Annotated in this window: 17 protein-coding genes; 4 read left to right on the forward strand and 13 right to left on the reverse strand. The window is 70.6% G+C overall.

Annotation, left to right across the window (positions count from 1 at the left end):
• On the forward strand, positions 1-281 hold a 281-nt coding region (locus ACTOWL_RS28230), incomplete at its 5' end, for a hypothetical protein (protein ID WP_441324611.1).
• Positions 282-550: 269 nt separating this feature from the next.
• Here the strand turns inward: ACTOWL_RS28230 and ACTOWL_RS28235 are convergent.
• The 7 genes from ACTOWL_RS28235 to paaZ all read right to left on the reverse strand — a co-directional run bounded on the left by ACTOWL_RS28235 (position 551) and on the right by paaZ (position 6,895).
• Positions 551-1,171, reverse strand: a complete 621-nt coding sequence (locus ACTOWL_RS28235; protein ID WP_441324612.1) for a glutathione S-transferase family protein — start codon at positions 1,169-1,171, stop codon at positions 551-553.
• 330 nt (positions 1,172-1,501) lie between these two features.
• Complete coding sequence (pqqE, locus tag ACTOWL_RS28240; protein ID WP_441324613.1) at positions 1,502-2,629, reverse strand: pyrroloquinoline quinone biosynthesis protein PqqE; 1,128 nt, start codon at positions 2,627-2,629, stop codon at positions 1,502-1,504.
• Positions 2,626-2,910: a pyrroloquinoline quinone biosynthesis peptide chaperone PqqD gene (gene pqqD, locus ACTOWL_RS28245; RefSeq protein WP_441324614.1), complete on the reverse strand. Its 285-nt coding sequence runs from the start codon at positions 2,908-2,910 to the stop codon at positions 2,626-2,628. The genes pqqE and pqqD overlap by 4 nt, the downstream gene beginning before the upstream one ends.
• Positions 2,907-3,644, reverse strand: a complete 738-nt coding sequence (gene pqqC, locus ACTOWL_RS28250; protein WP_441324615.1) for a pyrroloquinoline-quinone synthase PqqC — start codon at positions 3,642-3,644, stop codon at positions 2,907-2,909. Before pqqC ends, pqqD begins: the two co-directional genes overlap by 4 nt.
• 13 nt (positions 3,645-3,657) lie before the next feature.
• Positions 3,658-4,575 (reverse strand): pyrroloquinoline quinone biosynthesis protein PqqB, encoded by a 918-nt coding sequence (gene pqqB / locus ACTOWL_RS28255; RefSeq protein ID WP_441324616.1) that lies wholly within the window; start codon positions 4,573-4,575, stop codon positions 3,658-3,660.
• 58 nt (positions 4,576-4,633) lie between these two features.
• Positions 4,634-4,714 carry a pyrroloquinoline quinone precursor peptide PqqA gene (pqqA, locus tag ACTOWL_RS28260; protein WP_034852526.1) on the reverse strand — a complete coding sequence of 27 codons (81 nt, stop codon included), beginning with the start codon at positions 4,712-4,714 and terminating at the stop codon, positions 4,634-4,636.
• A gap of 153 nt (positions 4,715-4,867) precedes the next feature.
• Positions 4,868-6,895 (reverse strand): phenylacetic acid degradation bifunctional protein PaaZ, encoded by a 2,028-nt coding sequence (paaZ, locus tag ACTOWL_RS28265; RefSeq protein ID WP_441324617.1) that lies wholly within the window; start codon positions 6,893-6,895, stop codon positions 4,868-4,870.
• Between the two features lie 137 nt (positions 6,896-7,032).
• Here paaZ and paaG point away from each other — a divergent pair, with 137 nt between their 5' ends.
• The 3 genes from paaG to paaK are packed head-to-tail and all read left to right on the forward strand — an operon-like array spanning position 7,033 to position 9,572.
• Positions 7,033-7,821: a 2-(1,2-epoxy-1,2-dihydrophenyl)acetyl-CoA isomerase PaaG gene (gene paaG, locus ACTOWL_RS28270; RefSeq protein WP_441324618.1), complete on the forward strand. Its 789-nt coding sequence runs from the start codon at positions 7,033-7,035 to the stop codon at positions 7,819-7,821.
• Positions 7,818-8,270, forward strand: coding sequence for a hydroxyphenylacetyl-CoA thioesterase PaaI (paaI, locus tag ACTOWL_RS28275; protein WP_441324619.1), 453 nt, complete (start codon positions 7,818-7,820; stop codon positions 8,268-8,270). Before paaG ends, paaI begins: the two co-directional genes overlap by 4 nt.
• Positions 8,271-9,572 carry a phenylacetate--CoA ligase PaaK gene (gene paaK, locus ACTOWL_RS28280; RefSeq protein ID WP_441324620.1) on the forward strand — a complete coding sequence of 434 codons (1,302 nt, stop codon included), beginning with the start codon at positions 8,271-8,273 and terminating at the stop codon, positions 9,570-9,572.
• Between the two features lie 15 nt (positions 9,573-9,587).
• Here paaK and ACTOWL_RS28285 read toward each other — a convergent pair whose 3' ends face one another.
• The 6 genes from ACTOWL_RS28285 to paaA form a co-directional block, all read right to left on the reverse strand.
• A complete protein-coding gene (locus ACTOWL_RS28285; RefSeq protein WP_441324621.1) occupies positions 9,588-9,803 on the reverse strand; it encodes a hypothetical protein in 216 nt (71 codons plus the stop codon).
• Positions 9,804-10,004: 201 nt separating this feature from the next.
• On the reverse strand, positions 10,005-11,111 hold the full coding sequence (paaE, locus tag ACTOWL_RS28290) for a 1,2-phenylacetyl-CoA epoxidase subunit PaaE (protein ID WP_441324622.1): 1,107 nt from the start codon (positions 11,109-11,111) through the stop codon (positions 10,005-10,007).
• A gap of 16 nt (positions 11,112-11,127) precedes the next feature.
• Positions 11,128-11,625, reverse strand: a complete 498-nt coding sequence (paaD, locus tag ACTOWL_RS28295) for a 1,2-phenylacetyl-CoA epoxidase subunit PaaD (protein WP_441324623.1) — start codon at positions 11,623-11,625, stop codon at positions 11,128-11,130.
• On the reverse strand, positions 11,625-12,401 hold the full coding sequence (gene paaC, locus ACTOWL_RS28300; protein WP_441324624.1) for a 1,2-phenylacetyl-CoA epoxidase subunit PaaC: 777 nt from the start codon (positions 12,399-12,401) through the stop codon (positions 11,625-11,627). The genes paaD and paaC overlap by 1 nt, the downstream gene beginning before the upstream one ends.
• The gene (gene paaB, locus ACTOWL_RS28305; RefSeq protein WP_441324625.1) at positions 12,401-12,688 is read right to left on the reverse strand and encodes a 1,2-phenylacetyl-CoA epoxidase subunit PaaB; all 288 of its coding nucleotides are present in this window, start codon (positions 12,686-12,688) and stop codon (positions 12,401-12,403) included. Before paaB ends, paaC begins: the two co-directional genes overlap by 1 nt.
• Positions 12,689-12,701: 13 nt before the next feature.
• On the reverse strand, positions 12,702-13,685 hold the full coding sequence (gene paaA, locus ACTOWL_RS28310; protein WP_441324626.1) for a 1,2-phenylacetyl-CoA epoxidase subunit PaaA: 984 nt from the start codon (positions 13,683-13,685) through the stop codon (positions 12,702-12,704).
• Positions 13,686-13,758 lie beyond the last annotated feature (73 nt).

Below are 13,758 nucleotides of genomic sequence, written 5' to 3' on the forward strand. Positions count from 1 at the left end.
GGCTGCGGGTGATCATGGCGTTGGGCGCCGCGATCGAGGCCGAGAGCCAGGACGAAGAGGAAAACGACCGCCGCTTCTGCGAGATGGCCGTGCAGATGGACGGGCCGGAGGAGATGGAGATCGCCGAGAGCTGTCCGGCGGTGGAGGCCGTGGCCCGGCTATGCCCGAGATTCGGCCTGCCGCCGGAGCAGGCGGAGCGCTGGGTCGCGGAGTCGGACGAGTTCCTGGCTAGGCGGGACCTGCCGCCGGTGGACCCGCCCGCGCCGCCGGACACGGGGTGACGCCGTAGCAAGGTTGGGTTCGCTGCCGCGAACCCAACGAAGCCCGCTTGCACAGCCTTCCACACTCCCCCTCCCCTTGCGGGAGGGGGTTGGGGGAGGGGTCTGCGCGCGTCCGCGCGCGTGGTCCGGCCCACTCCCGAAGCCGGCTGAACTCTGGATGACGATCGCCGGCTCCAGCCGCGCCAAACCCCTCCCCCTGGCCCCCTCCCGCAAGGGGAGGGGGAGGACAAAAAGCGTCGCCCGAAGGAGCGGAGGCGCCGATGCGCCCCTCACTCCACCGCCAGCCCCGCAAAGGGGTCGCGCCAGGCGTCGATCCGGTTCAGCCGGTCGTGCCAGCGCATGATGTTGGGGTACTGGGTGACCGGGATGGCGGCGGCCTCGGCGAAGGGCAGGCCGGTCGCCACCCGGAAATCGGCATAGGTCAGACGGTCGCCGACCAGCCAGGTGCGGCCGGCCAGGATGGTGTCGAGGATCGGGCCGCAGACCGCTAGGTCCTCGGCCGCGTTGTCCAGGGCCGTCTGGTTGGCCGGCCGGGACATGAACCGGGGCCGGATCAGGTTCTCGAAATAGAACACGTCCGCGGCCCGGGTGAAGTGGTGGGTGCCCCAGCTGACCCAGCGCAGCATCTCGACCATGCGCTCATCGGTCGGCCAGAACTCGCCCCCGGCCAGGGTCGACAGGCGATAGGCGATCGCATCCGTCTCCCACAGCGGGGCGCGGCCCTCCTCGGTCAGGATCGGCACCCGGGTGTTCGGGTTCAGCGGCCGGAACTGCTCGCGATAGCGCGGGTCCATCGGGCTGGCGCGGACGAACTCGACCGGCGAGCCGAGATGCTTCGCCACCGCCACGGCGACGCGCGGGTTGAGGTTCGGGGAATAATAGAGCTTCACGGCGCTGCCTCCTGAGCGGGTCGCGAGTCGATCACCTCGCAGCCATAGTCGCGCGGGAGAGGGCGGAATCGACAGCCGCTGAAGGCTTTTTCGAGTGCCGGTTTCTGCCTTTTCATCCTCCCCCTCCCCCCGCGGGAGGGGGTAGGGGGAGGGGGCTGTCGATCGAAGAGAGCCGGCGGCAACTATCCAGACCGATTTACGTCTCTGGAGACGTTTGACATCGGCCCTGGCGGGACCAAACCCCTCCCCCTGGCCCCCTCCCGCAAGGGGAGGGGAGAGCAAAAAATTCATCGTCTGAAGAGAGTGGGACGCTGGACAACGGACCCGCCGTTACTCCTGCCGGACCGGCTCCACAGGCCCCCGCATGCGGCGGTAGACGAAATCCGGCGGCGCCTCGCTGTGCGCGGCGGTTTCGGCCAGGCCCAGCATGGCGTCGTGGAACGGCGACAGCACGCAGGCCGGGTCGGTGGCGTCGGCCCGGCCGGTCAGGGCCAGGGCCTGGCAGCGGCAGCCGCCCCAGTCGACCTCGCGCTGGTCGCAGCTGCGGCACGGCTCCGGCATCCAGGCGGTGCCGCGGAAGCGCTGGAACGCGTCCGACGCCGCCCAGATCCGGGCCAGCGGCTTGTCGCGCACCGATTCGAAGCCGAGGCCGGGGATGGTCTCGGCCGCATGGCAGGGCAGCACGCGGCCAGCGGGCGTGATGTTCAGGAAGCGCCGGCCCCAGCCGCCCATGCAGGCCTTGGGCCGGCGGGCGTAGTAGTCCGGCACGACATAATCGATCACCAGGGCGCCGCGCAGCCGCTGCCGCGCCGCCTCGACCACGGCGCTGGCGGCATCGAGCTGCTCGCGGCTCGGCATCAGCGCGTCGCGGTTGTGCAGGGCCCAGCCGTAATACTGGACATGCGCGACCTCGATCCGGGCGGCGCCGAGGTCGACCGCCAACTCGATCATCTCGCCCAGCCGGTCGAGATTCTGCCGGTGCACCACGGCGTTCAGGGTCAGCGGCAGGCCCTCCTCCCGCACCCAGCCGGCGAAGGCCAGCTTCTTCGGCTGCGCCCCGAGGTAGTGGCCGATGCGCTCGGCCGACTGCACATCGGTGTCCTGGATGCTCAGCTGGGCGTGGTCCAGCCCAGCCTCGACCAGGCCGTGGAAGCGGTCGCGGTCGATGGCGACGCCGGAGGTGATCAGGTTGCTGTACAGCCCGGCCTCGCGGGCGCCGCGGATCAGCTCGGCGAGGTCGCGCCGGACGGTCGGCTCGCCGCCGGAGAAATGGACCTGCAGGATGCCGAGATCCGCCGCCTCGCGGATCACCCGCAGCCACTCCTCGGTCGACAGCTCGTCGCGGGCCCGGTCCATCTCCAGCGGGTTGGAGCAGTAGGGGCATTGCAGCGGGCAGCGATGGGTCAGCTCCAGCAAAGCAGCAAGGGGTGGTTCGAGGCGGGGCGCGATCTGGTTCATGGCGCCAGGATCCGCTTGGCTGTCAGGTCGTCGATCAGCTGCACCACGTCGCCCTCGACCTCGCCGGGATCGGCCTCGAAGCTGCGGGCCAGGTCGGCGACGATCTCGGCGATCGTGGCGGTGCCGTCGCAGCGCCGGACGATCTCATGCGCGGTCTCGTCCAGCAGGATCACCCGTTCCGGCGCCAGCACCACCCAGCTCTGCCGCGCCTCGTCCCAGCGCATCCGCGACCCGGGCGCGAGCCGCGGGCGCGAGGGCGCGGAGTCGGGGGCTGCGCTCACCGCCGCCCCTCGGGCACGAAGGCGCCGGGCGGGATGTTGCCGGGCTCGACATAGGCGTGGTGCAGCGCGTCCAGCTGGGCCCACAGCACGTCGCATTTGAACAGCAGGGCGTTCATCACGTCCTGCTGCTGGTCCGGCCGCCGCGCCTCGCGCTTGACGTAGTCGAGGGCGAAATCGGCGTCGCGCGGCGCCTGCGACAGGCGCTTGTCGAAATAGGCCAGGGCCTCGCGCGACACGAAGTCGTAATTCGCCAGCATGCCGGCGACCCGGTTGCCGATGATGCCCGGCGCGAACAGCTCGGTCAGCGACGAGGCGACGGCCTCCAGCAGGGTGCGGTCGCGCACGAAGCGGACATAGGCGTCGACCGCGAAGCGGGTGGCCGGCAGGATGCCGCGGCCGTCGATCACCGCGGCCCGGTCCAGGCCCAGCGCGTCGGTCAGATGCAGCCAGCGGGCGATGCCGCCTTCGCCGTCCCGCTCGCCGTCATGGTCGACCACCCGCTGCCGCCAGGCGCGGCGCAGCGCCGGGTCCTCGGCCCGCGACATCAGGGCCGAATCCTTCAGCGGGATGCGGCTCTGGTAGTAGTAGCGGTTCAGCGCCCAGGCCTGCACCTGGCCGCGGTCCAGCCGGCCGCCATGCAGCAGGGCGTGGAAGGGGTGGCGGTCATGGTAGCGCTCGCGCCCGATCGCGCGCAGCGCCGCTTCGAGCTGGTCGGGGGTCATCAGGTCAGCCATCGGCTCGTCGTCCTCACAGCGCGATCTCCATGCCGTCCTCCGCCACCTCCCAGCCGGATTCGGCCAGGGCGGCGCGTTCGGGCGAGTCCTCGTCGAGGACCGGGTTGGTGGTGTTGACATGGATCAGGATCCGGCGCCGGGCGCCGAGATCGGCGAAGGCGGCGATGGTGCCGTCCGGCCCGTCGATGCTCATATGGCCCATGCGCCGGCCGGTCTTGCTGCCGACGCCGGTGGTGATCAGCTCGTCGTCGCGCCACAGCGTGCCGTCGAAGAACACCAGCGGCGACCCCTGCAGCCGGGCCCGCAGCGCCGGCGTCATCGCGGCGCAACCGGGGATGTAGTGGAAGCGCACCCCGTTGCCGGAAATCTCCAGCCCCAGCGTCTCGTCCGGCGCGCCGGACAGGTCGCCGCCGGCCTGGCCCTCCAGGTACAGCGGCACCTTGCCGGGCACCGGAAAGGCGGTGACGGTCAGGCCCAGGCCCCCGCCATGGCCGGCGATCGGAAACGGCCCGTTCGGCACCACCGCGTGGCGGTCGACGCAGCGGGCGCTCAGCGCGTCGAAGATCGGGTTGGCGGCCAGCGCGGCCAGCACCGGCGGCGCCGCCCACAGGGCGAAGGGCTGGGATTCGCGCATCGACAGCAGCCCGGCGACATGGTCGATCTCGCCGCTGGTCAGCAGCACCGCCGCGATCGGCGAATGCCGCAGCCCGTCCTGCGGCCACAGCGCCGGGTTGGCCGCTACCTGCTGCCGGAAGTCCGGCGAGGCGTTCAGCAACAACCAGCGCTCGCCGTCCGCATTGACGGCGAGGGAGGCCTGGGTGCGCGGCTTGGCGCTCAACGTCTTTGTCCGCACCCCCCGGCTGGTGGGCGCGTTGCAGTTCCATTGCGGAAAACCTCCGCCGGCGGCGGAACCGAGGACGACGATGCGCATGGTCTCAGCCCCGCTTTCCGCAGCCTCGCCGGATCCGCCGCTTGGCGGAGGGTGTCCGTTACACGGTCGCGCAGGCGTAGGCGTTGATCTCGCAGCCCACGGAGATTTCGCGAATCTTCGGTGTCTTCCAACGCTTCATGAGGCTTCTCCGGTCAAGGTGAGCTCTCTTGGGGTGACGCCACGACCCGGTGATTGGTTCCGGACCGGGACATCGAGAGCATGATGCGCCTTCCACGCGTCAGGGGAATACTACTTTAGAGCCATTCCAGGCGTTTCTTGTCGCAGCGGCCGCTCACGCCGCCGCCGGGCGAGCGCTCATCGTCAGCAGATCATAGCGCGCCACCGTCTCGTCGGCCTGGTTGAACACCTCGACGTCCCAGCGCACCTCGCCGTATTCCGGCATGCGGGCGGCGGTCTTGCGCTTGACCGTCAGCCGCACCCGGATCGAATCCCCGGGCGACACCGGCTTCAGGAAGCGCAGGTTGTCGAGGCCGTAATTGGCCAGCAGCGGCCCGGGCGCCGGGTCGACGAACAGGCCGGCGGCGAAGGACAGGATCAGATAGCCATGCGCCACCCGGCCGGGGAAGAACGGGTTCGCCTTGGCCGCCGCCTCGTCCATATGGGCATAGAAGGCGTCGCCGGTGAATTCGGCGAAATGCTCGATATCCGCCAGCGTGATGGTGCGCGCGGCGGTCTCCACCGTCTCGCCGACCGCCAGCTCCTCGTAGTTGCGGCGGAACGGGTGGATGGCCGGCACCGGCGCCGGGGCGCCCTGCAGCCAGGTGCGGGTCAGGGCCGACAGGCGGGCGGGCGATCCCTGCAGGGCGGTGCGCTGCAGGTAGTGATGTACGCCGCGGATGCCGCCCAGCTCCTCGCCGCCGCCGGCGCGGCCGGGGCCGCCATGCACCAGCCCGGGCAAAGGCGAGCCATGGCCGGTCGACTCCCCGGCGCAGTCGCGGTCGACCACCAGGATGCGGCCGTGGAACGGCGCCAGGCCGAAGACCAGCGCGTCGGCCACCGCATCGTCATGGGTGAAGACCGAGGCCACCAGGCTGCCCTCGCCGCGGCGCACCAGCTCGACAGCCTGGTCCAAATCGTCATAGGCGATCACCGTCGCCACCGGCCCGAAGGCCTCGACACTGTGCACCTTGCGGGCCCGGGCCGGGTCGGTGCAGCGCAGCAGCACCGGCGCCAGGAAGGCGCCGCCGGGGGCGCCGTCATTGGCCGGGTCGCCGACCACCACCTCCGCCTCCGTCGACAGATCCGCGATGCGGGCGCGGACATCGTCGCGCTGGGCGATGCTGACCAGCGGGCCCATCCGCGTGGCCTCCTGCCGCGGGTCGCCGATGGCCAGGCCGGTCAGCTTCTGCGCCAGGGCGGCGATCACGTCGCGCTCCAGCGCGCGAGGCACCAGGATGCGGCGGATGGCGGTGCATTTCTGCCCGGCCTTCGCCGTCATCTCGCGCACCACCTCCTTGACGAACAGGTCGAATTCCGGCGTGCCCGGCGTCGCGTCCGGGCCCAGCACCGCGGCGTTCAGCGAATCCCGCTCGGCCACGAAGCGCACCGCGTTGCGCGAGATCGCCGGGTGGTTGCGCAGCTTCTCCGAGGTCTCGATCGAGCCGGTGAAGGCGACCAGGTCCTGGCCGGTCAGATGGTCCAGCAGGTCGCCGGTGCCGCCGGCCACGAATTGCAGGGCGCCCGCCGGCAGGATGCCGGACTCGGTGATCAGCTTGACCAGCGCCTCGGCGACATAGGCGGTGGCCGAGGCCGGCTTGGTGATCACCGGCACCCCGGCCAGGAGCGCCGGTGCCAGCTTCTCCAGCAGGCCCCAGCACGGGAAGTTGAAGGCGTTGATGTGGACGGCGACGCCGGTCAGCGGCGTCAGCACATGCACGCCGATGAAGCTGCCGCCCTTGGACAGCCGCTCGACCCCGTCCTCCAGCAGGAAGCGCTCGCTCGGCAGCTCGCGGCGCCCGCGCGAGGCGTAGGCGAAGATCGTGCCCAGGCCGCCATCGATGTCGATCAGGTTGTCGCGCCGGGTCGCCCCGGTGTCGGCGGCGAGGGCGTAAAGCGGCTCCTTGCGCTCCGACAGATACACGGCCAGCGCCTTCAGCAGGTCGGCGCGCTGGTGGAAGGTCCGCCGGCGCAGCGCCGGGCCGCCGACCTCGCGGGCATGGCGGACCATCGCCGCGAAGTCCAGGCCGCGGCTCGACAGCCGGGCCACCACCCGGCCGTCGATGGCGCTGGCGATGTCGGCCAGACCGTCGGTCGCGGCGACCCAGCGGTCCTCGGCGTAGCTCTGCAGGATGGCGGTCATGGTATCCTCCCGATGGCCGGGTCCGCGACCGCCGTGTTGGCGATTGACAGGCCAGGCTCCTCGTCTAATAATTAACCGATCGATCGTTCAATTCAAGAAGCTCGGCGCAGCCGGCCCGCCCAGAGGAGGATGCCCCCGTGGAGCCAACGGTTCTGGTCGATCGCCGCGACGGCTGGAGCGTCCTGACGCTCAACCGTCCGGACCGGCTGAATTCCTTCAACGAGGAGATGCACCGTACTTTGGCCGAGGCCCTGGCCGGGGTCGAGGGCGATGCGAGCTGCCGGGCGGTGCTGCTGACCGGGGCTGGGCGCGGCTTCTGCGCCGGCCAGGACCTCAACGACCGCGCCACCAGCGGCCAGGCGCCCGATCTCGGCGCCACGCTGGACGGGCTATACAACCCGCTGATCCGCCGCCTGCGGGCGCTGCCGAAGCCGGTGGTCTGCGCCGTCAACGGCGTCGCCGCCGGCGCCGGGGCCAACATCGCCCTGGCCTGCGATATCGTGCTGGCCGCCCGCTCGGCCAAGTTCATCCAGTCCTTCGCCAAGGTCGGCCTGGTGCCCGATTCAGGCGGCACCTATACGCTGCCGCGGCTGGTCGGCGCCGCCCGCGCCCGCGGCTTGGCGCTGCTGGCCGAGCCGCTGCCGGCGGACAAGGCCGAGGAATGGGGCCTGATCTGGAAGGCGGTGGACGACGCGGCGCTGCGCCAGGAGGCCGAGGCGCTGACCGCCCATCTCGCCACCCAGCCGACCCAGGGTCTGGCGCTGATCAAGCAGGCGCTCGACGCCTCGGCCGGCAACAGCCTGGACGCCCAGCTCGACCTCGAACGCGACCTGCAGCGCCGGGCCGGGCGCATGCCGGACTATGCCGAGGGCGTGCGCGCCTTCATCGAGAAGCGGCCGGCGAAGTTCACGGGGCAGGCGGAATGAAGGCGACCACGGGAGCGGAGGCCGAGGCGGTCGCCCAGGCCGCGGCCGAGACGATGTGGCGCGACGACGGCGCCAGCCGGGCACTGGGCATGGAGATCCTGGAGGTCGGGCCAGGCCGGGCGCGGCTGGCCATGACCATCCGGCCGGACATGACCAACGGCCACGGCACCGCCCATGGCGGCTTCATCTTCACCCTGGCGGATTCGGCCTTCGCCTTCGCCTGCAACTCCGGCGGCGAGCGCACGGTGGCGGCGCATTGCAGCATCACCTTCCTGCGGCCCGGCGCGCTCGGCGACCGGCTGGTGGCGACGGCGCGGGAGGTGTCGCGCTCCGGCCGCTCGGGCCTTTACGACGTCAGCGTCGCGGTCGGCGAGACGGTGATCGCCGAGTTCCGCGGCCATTCCCGCACGGTCGGCGGCTCGTTCATCGATCGGCCGGCGGAGGATTAGATGGCGCTGATCGAAGGGCTGGACGCGGCCGAGCGGGCCTCACGCGACGAGATCATGGCGCTGCAGCGCGAGCGCTTGGCCTGGTCGCTGCGCCACGCCTATGACAACGTCCCGCACCACCGGCGGGCCTTCGACGCCGCCGGGGTGCACCCCTCGGATTTCCGCGACCTGCCGGACCTGGCGAAGTTCCCCTTCACCACCAAGCAGGATTTGCGCGACACCTACCCCTTCGGCCTGTTCGCGGTGCCGCGCGAGCGCATCGCCCGCATCCACGGCTCCTCCGGCACCACCGGCAAGCCGATCGTGGTCGGGTACACCCAGGCCGATCTCGACATGTGGGCCTCGGTGATGGCGCGGTCGATCCGCGCCGCCGGAGGCCGGCCCGGCATGATGGTGCATGTCGCCTATGGCTACGGCCTGTTCACCGGCGGCCTCGGTGCCCATTACGGGGCGGAGCGGCTGGGCTGCACCGTGGTGCCGATGTCGGGCGGCATGACCGAGCGCCAGGTGCAGCTGATCACCGACTTCCGGCCCGACGTCATCATGGTGACGCCCAGCTACATGCTGGCGCTGCTGGACGGGTTCCGGGCCCAGGGCCTCGATCCGCGCGACAGCTCGCTGCGCTTCGGCATCTTCGGGGCGGAGCCCTGGACCAATGCGATGCGGCAGGAGATCGAGCAGGACTTCGCCCTCGACGCCACCGACATCTACGGCCTGTCCGAGGTGATCGGCCCCGGCGTCGCCCAGGAATGCGTCGAGACCAAGGACGGGCTGCACATCTGGGAGGACCATTTCCTGCCGGAGGTGATCGACCCCGTGACCGGCGCGGTGCTGCCGGACGGCGAGATCGGCGAGCTGGTCTTCACCTCCCTGACCAAGGAGGCGTTCCCGGTCATCCGCTACCGCACCCGTGACCTGACCCGCCTCTTGCCCGGCTCGGCTCGGCCCGGCATGCGGCGGATGGAGAAGGTGACCGGCCGGTCCGACGACATGATCATCCTGCGCGGCGTCAACGTCTTCCCGACCCAGATCGAGGAAGCGCTGCTGGCCTGCGACTGGTGCGGCGGCCATTTCGTCATCGAGCTCAGCCGACCCGGGCGGATGGACGAGATGACGGTGCTGGCCGAGGCGCGGCCGGAGGTCTGGGACGGCGCCGGCCTCGTGGTCCATGCCGAGCGGCTGACGGCGCGGATCAAGGACACGGTCGGGATCTCGGCCCGGGTGGTGATCCAGCCCCCCGGCACGATCGAACGCTCCGCCGGCAAGGCCAGGCGGGTGATCGACAAGCGGCCGAAGGGGTAGGAGCCTAACCAGAGACTAAGGACATTCAGGCGGTGGCAATTCGTCCTTGGTGCCCCAGGACAGCAGCCAACGCCGGACATCTTCATAGGGGACAACCCTGCCGGCATCGGCGGATGCGATGCCTTTGCCGATTGCGACGCGCTTCGCGGCGATCTCAAGACGGTGCCTGGGATTTGGCTGTTCTGACCTTGTCATCTTCTCAGTATCAGCCCACGGCAGGACAATGGCCATGTCCACGACCACCTTGAGCGATCGAGGTGACGGTTCCGCGTTGCCTCTCCCGCCTGGCGGGAGAGGTCGGGCGTCCGCAGGACGACCGGGTGAGGGCTGGCCCAGGCCTCGACAAAGAGCCCTCACCCGGAGCCGCTTCGCGTCTCCGACCTCTCCCGCAAGCGGGAGAGGCAACGCGAACAACCCGTGGGCAGGTCGACCTCACATCTGGTCGTAATCGACCACCACGCGGTCGGTCTTGGGGTGGGACTGGCAGGTCAGGATGAAGCCGGCGTTGAGCTCCCAGGGCTCCAGCGAGTAGTTCAGGTCCATGGCCGCCTCGCCCTCGACCAGCTTGGCCCGGCAGGTCGAGCACATGCCGCCCTTGCAGGCATAGGGCAGGTCCATGCCGGCGCGCAGGGCCGCGTCCAGGATGCTCTCGCCATCCGCCACCGGCACCTCGCGGCGCTTGCCGTCGACGGTCAGCACCGCGGTGCGGCTCGGCGCGTCCGGGGGTGGCGCCACCGGCTTCGGCCGCGGCCGGCCGCCGAGGGCGGAGACGAACAGCTCGACATGCACCTTCTCCGGGGCGACGCCCAGCTCCTCCAGCGTCGCCGCGATCTCCCGGCTCATCTCCTCGGGGCCGCAGAGATAGACCTCGTCGACCGCCTCGGCCGGCACCACCAGCCGCAGCACCCGCCGCACCTTCTCGCCATCCAGCCGGCCGCTGAGGATCGGCAGGTCCTGCTCCTCCTGCGACAGCACATGGAACACCGAGAGCCGGCCGAGGAAGCGGTCCTTCAACTCCTCCAGTGCCTCGCGGAACAGGATCTCGCCGGTGGTGCGGTTGCCGTAGAACAGGAAGAAGCGGCTCTCCGGCTCGCGCGCCAGCACGCCGCGCAGCAGCGACAGCACCGGGGTGATGCCCGAGCCGGCGGCGAAGCCGACATGGATCCGCCCTTGCCCCGGGGTCTGGTCCGGGCTCCGCGCCGGCGCCTGCGGCACGCCGAAGCGGCCGGTCGGGGTCATCACCTCGATCGCGTCGCCGGCCGTCAGCGTGCGGTTGACCCAGTCGGAGAAGACGCCACCCTCGACCCGCTTCACCGCGATCCGCAACTCGCCGTCATCGGGGCCGGAGCAGATCGAGTAGGACCGGCGCAAATCCTCGCCGTCGATGGTGGCGCGCAGGGTCAGGTACTGGCCGGGCGCGAAGCGGTAGTCGGCGTCGAATTCGCCCGGCACGTCGAAGGCGATCGAGACCGCGTCGGCCGTCTCGCGCTTGAGGTCGCGGATGGTCAGGCGGTGGAAGCGCGGCGCGGCGGCGGACATCAGCGGCTCCCGGCCGTCAGTGACATTTGAAATAGTCGAAGGGCTCGCGGCAGTCGGTGCAGCGCCACAGCGCCTTGCAGGAGGTCGAGCCGAACTCCGCCAGGCGCTCGGTGCGGGCCGAGCCGCAATGCGGGCAGGGCACCGTCTCCGCCCCGAACAGTGCGCGCCGGCCGGCGCCGTCCTGCGGCGGCGCGACGCCATAGGCGGCCAGCTTGCGGCGGCCTTCCGGCGTCATCCAGGTCGTGGTCCAGGCCGGCGACAGCACGGTGCGCACCTGCGCGCCGCCGATGCCCGCCCGCTCCAGCGCCAGGCCGATCTCCAGCGCGATGACGTTCATCGCCGGGCAGCCGGAATAGGTCGGGGTGATCGCCACCTCGACCTGACCGTCCCGCACCGTCACGTCGCGCAGCACGCCGAGATCGGCGATGGTCAGCACCGGCAGCTCCGGGTCGACCACGGCAGCCGCGGCCTCCCAGGCGCGCTGGCGCAGGGCGTCGGCGCTGGGGGCGCGCATCACCACTTCGCCCCCGGATAGGTGCGCTGCAGGACCTGCAACTCACTCAGCAGATGGCCGAGATGCTCGCTGTGCCTGCCGTCGCGGCCGCCGCGCTGGGACCAGCCTGCGGGGGGCATCGCCAGGGTCGCCTCGGCCAGCACTGCGGCCACGGTCGCGGACCAGGTCTCTCGCAGGCCCTCGGGATCGACCGCGACGCCCTGGGCGATCAGCCCGCGCTCACCCTCGTCCGGCACGAACAGCTCGCCGGTGTAGGGCCACAACTCCTCCACCGCACCTTGGGCCCGGGCGTGGCTCTCGGCGGTGCCGTCGCCGAGGCGGATCACCCATTCCGCGCTGTGGCGCAGATGGTAGGCGCTCTCCTTCTCCGACTTCGCGGCGATCGCCGCCAGGGTCGGGTCGGCCGAGCCCATCATCGCCCGCCAATAGGGATCGGCAAAGGCGGAGTACAGGAACTGGCGGAGGATGGTGCGGGCGAAGTCGCCGTTCGGCTGCTCGACCAGCAGCAGGTTGCGGTACTGCCGCACGTCGCGCAGATAGGCGTAGCGGTCCTCGTCGTTGCCTGCGGCCTCGACCTCGGCGGCATAGCCATAGATGGCGCGGGCCTGGCCGATCAGGTCGAGCCCGATATTGGCCAGGGCCATGTCCTCTTCCATCATCGGCGCGTGGCCGCACCATTCCGACAGGCGGTGGCCCAGGATCAGGGCGTCGTCGGCCCGCGCCAGGGCGTAGCGGACCAGCGGCGTCTCGGCGACGGTGATCATGGCCGCGGCCATCACATATGCCCGATCTCGTCGGGCACGTCGTAGAAGGTCGGGTGGCGGTAGATCTTGCTGGCCGACGGCTCGAACATCATGCCCTTGTCGGCGGGGTCGGAGGCGGTGATGGCGTTGGACGGCACCACCCAGATCGACAACCCCTCGCCGCGGCGGGTGTAGAGGTCGCGCGCCGCCTGCAGCGCCATGGTGGAGTCGGCCGCGTGCAGCGACCCGACATGCTTGTGCGCCAGCCCGTTGCGGCTGCGGATGAAGACTTCCCAGAGGGGAAAATTCTGCGTGGCCATGGCGTCTTCTCCGTCAGGCGGCGGCGCGGGTGCGGCGCTTCTCGGCATGGGCCAGGGCGGCCTCGCGCACCCAGGCGCCGTCGTCATGCGCCTTGCGGCGCGCCGCCATCCGGTCGCGGTTGCAGGGGCCGTTGCCGGCCAGCACCTGCTTGAACTCGTCCCAGTCGATGGTGCCGTAGTGCCAATGCCCGGTCTCGGCGTTCAGCCTGAGGTCGGGGTCGGGCATGGTCAGGCCGATGAACTGCGCCTGCGGCACGGTGGCGTCGACGAATTTCTGGCGCAGCTCGTCATTCGAGAAGCGCTTGATCTTCCATTTGGTCGAGGTGTCGCTGTGCTGGCTGTCCGAATCCGGCGGGCCGAACATCATCAGGCAGGGCCACCACCAGCGGTCCAGCGCGTCCTGCGCCATCGCCTTCTGCTCCGGCGTGCCGCGGGCCAGCGTGACCATGATCTCGTAGCCCTGGCGCTGGTGGAAGGATTCCTCCTTGCACACCCGGATCATGGCGCGGGCGTAAGGCCCGTAGGAGCAGCGGCACAGCGGGATCTGGTTCATGATCGCGGCGCCGTCGACCAGCCAGCCGATGGCGCCGATATCGGCCCAGGTCATGGTCGGGTAGTTGAAGATCGAGGAGTACTTGGCGCGGCCGGACAGCATCTGGTCGACCAGCTCCTCCCGCGCCGTGCCCAGCGTCTCGGCGGCGGCGTAGAGGTAGAGGCCGTGGCCGCACTCGTCCTGGACCTTGGCCAGCAGCGCCGCCTTGCGCCGCAGCGACGGGGCGCGGGTGATCCAGTTGCCTTCCGGCAGCATGCCGACGATCTCGGAATGGGCGTGCTGGGAGATCTGGCGCGTCAGGGTCTTACGATAGGCCTCGGGCATCCAGTCGTTCGGCTCGATCCGGTCCTCGGCATCGATCCGCTCCTGGAAGCGGGCGGCGAGCGCAGCGTCCTCGACAGGACGGGCGGTCTGATCGGTGGCGTTGAGGGCTTGCGTGTACATGGCGTCCAGCGTCCTCCCTGATCTTGATCGGAGTATATGTCACAGAAAAATCGATCGTCAATATTTTTCGTAA

This window comes from Inquilinus sp. CA228 (assembly GCF_052078665.1).
In the GTDB taxonomy this organism is placed as follows: Bacteria; Pseudomonadota; Alphaproteobacteria; order DSM-16000; family Inquilinaceae; genus Inquilinus.

Excerpts from the sequence above, each read along its gene's own strand:
- pqqE (WP_441324613.1), bottom strand. The coding sequence starts at position 2,629 with ATGAACCAGATCGCGCCCCGCCTCGAACCACCCCTTGCTGCTTTGCTG.
- pqqC (WP_441324615.1), bottom strand. The coding sequence starts at position 3,644 with ATGGCTGACCTGATGACCCCCGACCAGCTCGAAGCGGCGCTGCGCGCG.
- pqqB (WP_441324616.1), bottom strand. The coding sequence starts at position 4,575 with ATGCGCATCGTCGTCCTCGGTTCCGCCGCCGGCGGAGGTTTTCCGCAA.
- pqqA (WP_034852526.1), bottom strand. The coding sequence starts at position 4,714 with ATGAAGCGTTGGAAGACACCGAAGATTCGCGAAATCTCCGTGGGCTGC.
- paaZ (WP_441324617.1), bottom strand. The coding sequence starts at position 6,895 with ATGACCGCCATCCTGCAGAGCTACGCCGAGGACCGCTGGGTCGCCGCG.
- paaI (WP_441324619.1), top strand. The coding sequence starts at position 7,818 with ATGAAGGCGACCACGGGAGCGGAGGCCGAGGCGGTCGCCCAGGCCGCG.
- paaK (WP_441324620.1), top strand. The coding sequence starts at position 8,271 with ATGGCGCTGATCGAAGGGCTGGACGCGGCCGAGCGGGCCTCACGCGAC.
- ACTOWL_RS28285 (WP_441324621.1), bottom strand. The coding sequence starts at position 9,803 with ATGGCCATTGTCCTGCCGTGGGCTGATACTGAGAAGATGACAAGGTCA.
- paaE (WP_441324622.1), bottom strand. The coding sequence starts at position 11,111 with ATGTCCGCCGCCGCGCCGCGCTTCCACCGCCTGACCATCCGCGACCTC.
- paaD (WP_441324623.1), bottom strand. The coding sequence starts at position 11,625 with ATGCGCGCCCCCAGCGCCGACGCCCTGCGCCAGCGCGCCTGGGAGGCC.
- paaC (WP_441324624.1), bottom strand. The coding sequence starts at position 12,401 with ATGGCCGCGGCCATGATCACCGTCGCCGAGACGCCGCTGGTCCGCTAC.
- paaB (WP_441324625.1), bottom strand. The coding sequence starts at position 12,688 with ATGGCCACGCAGAATTTTCCCCTCTGGGAAGTCTTCATCCGCAGCCGC.
- paaA (WP_441324626.1), bottom strand. The coding sequence starts at position 13,685 with ATGTACACGCAAGCCCTCAACGCCACCGATCAGACCGCCCGTCCTGTC.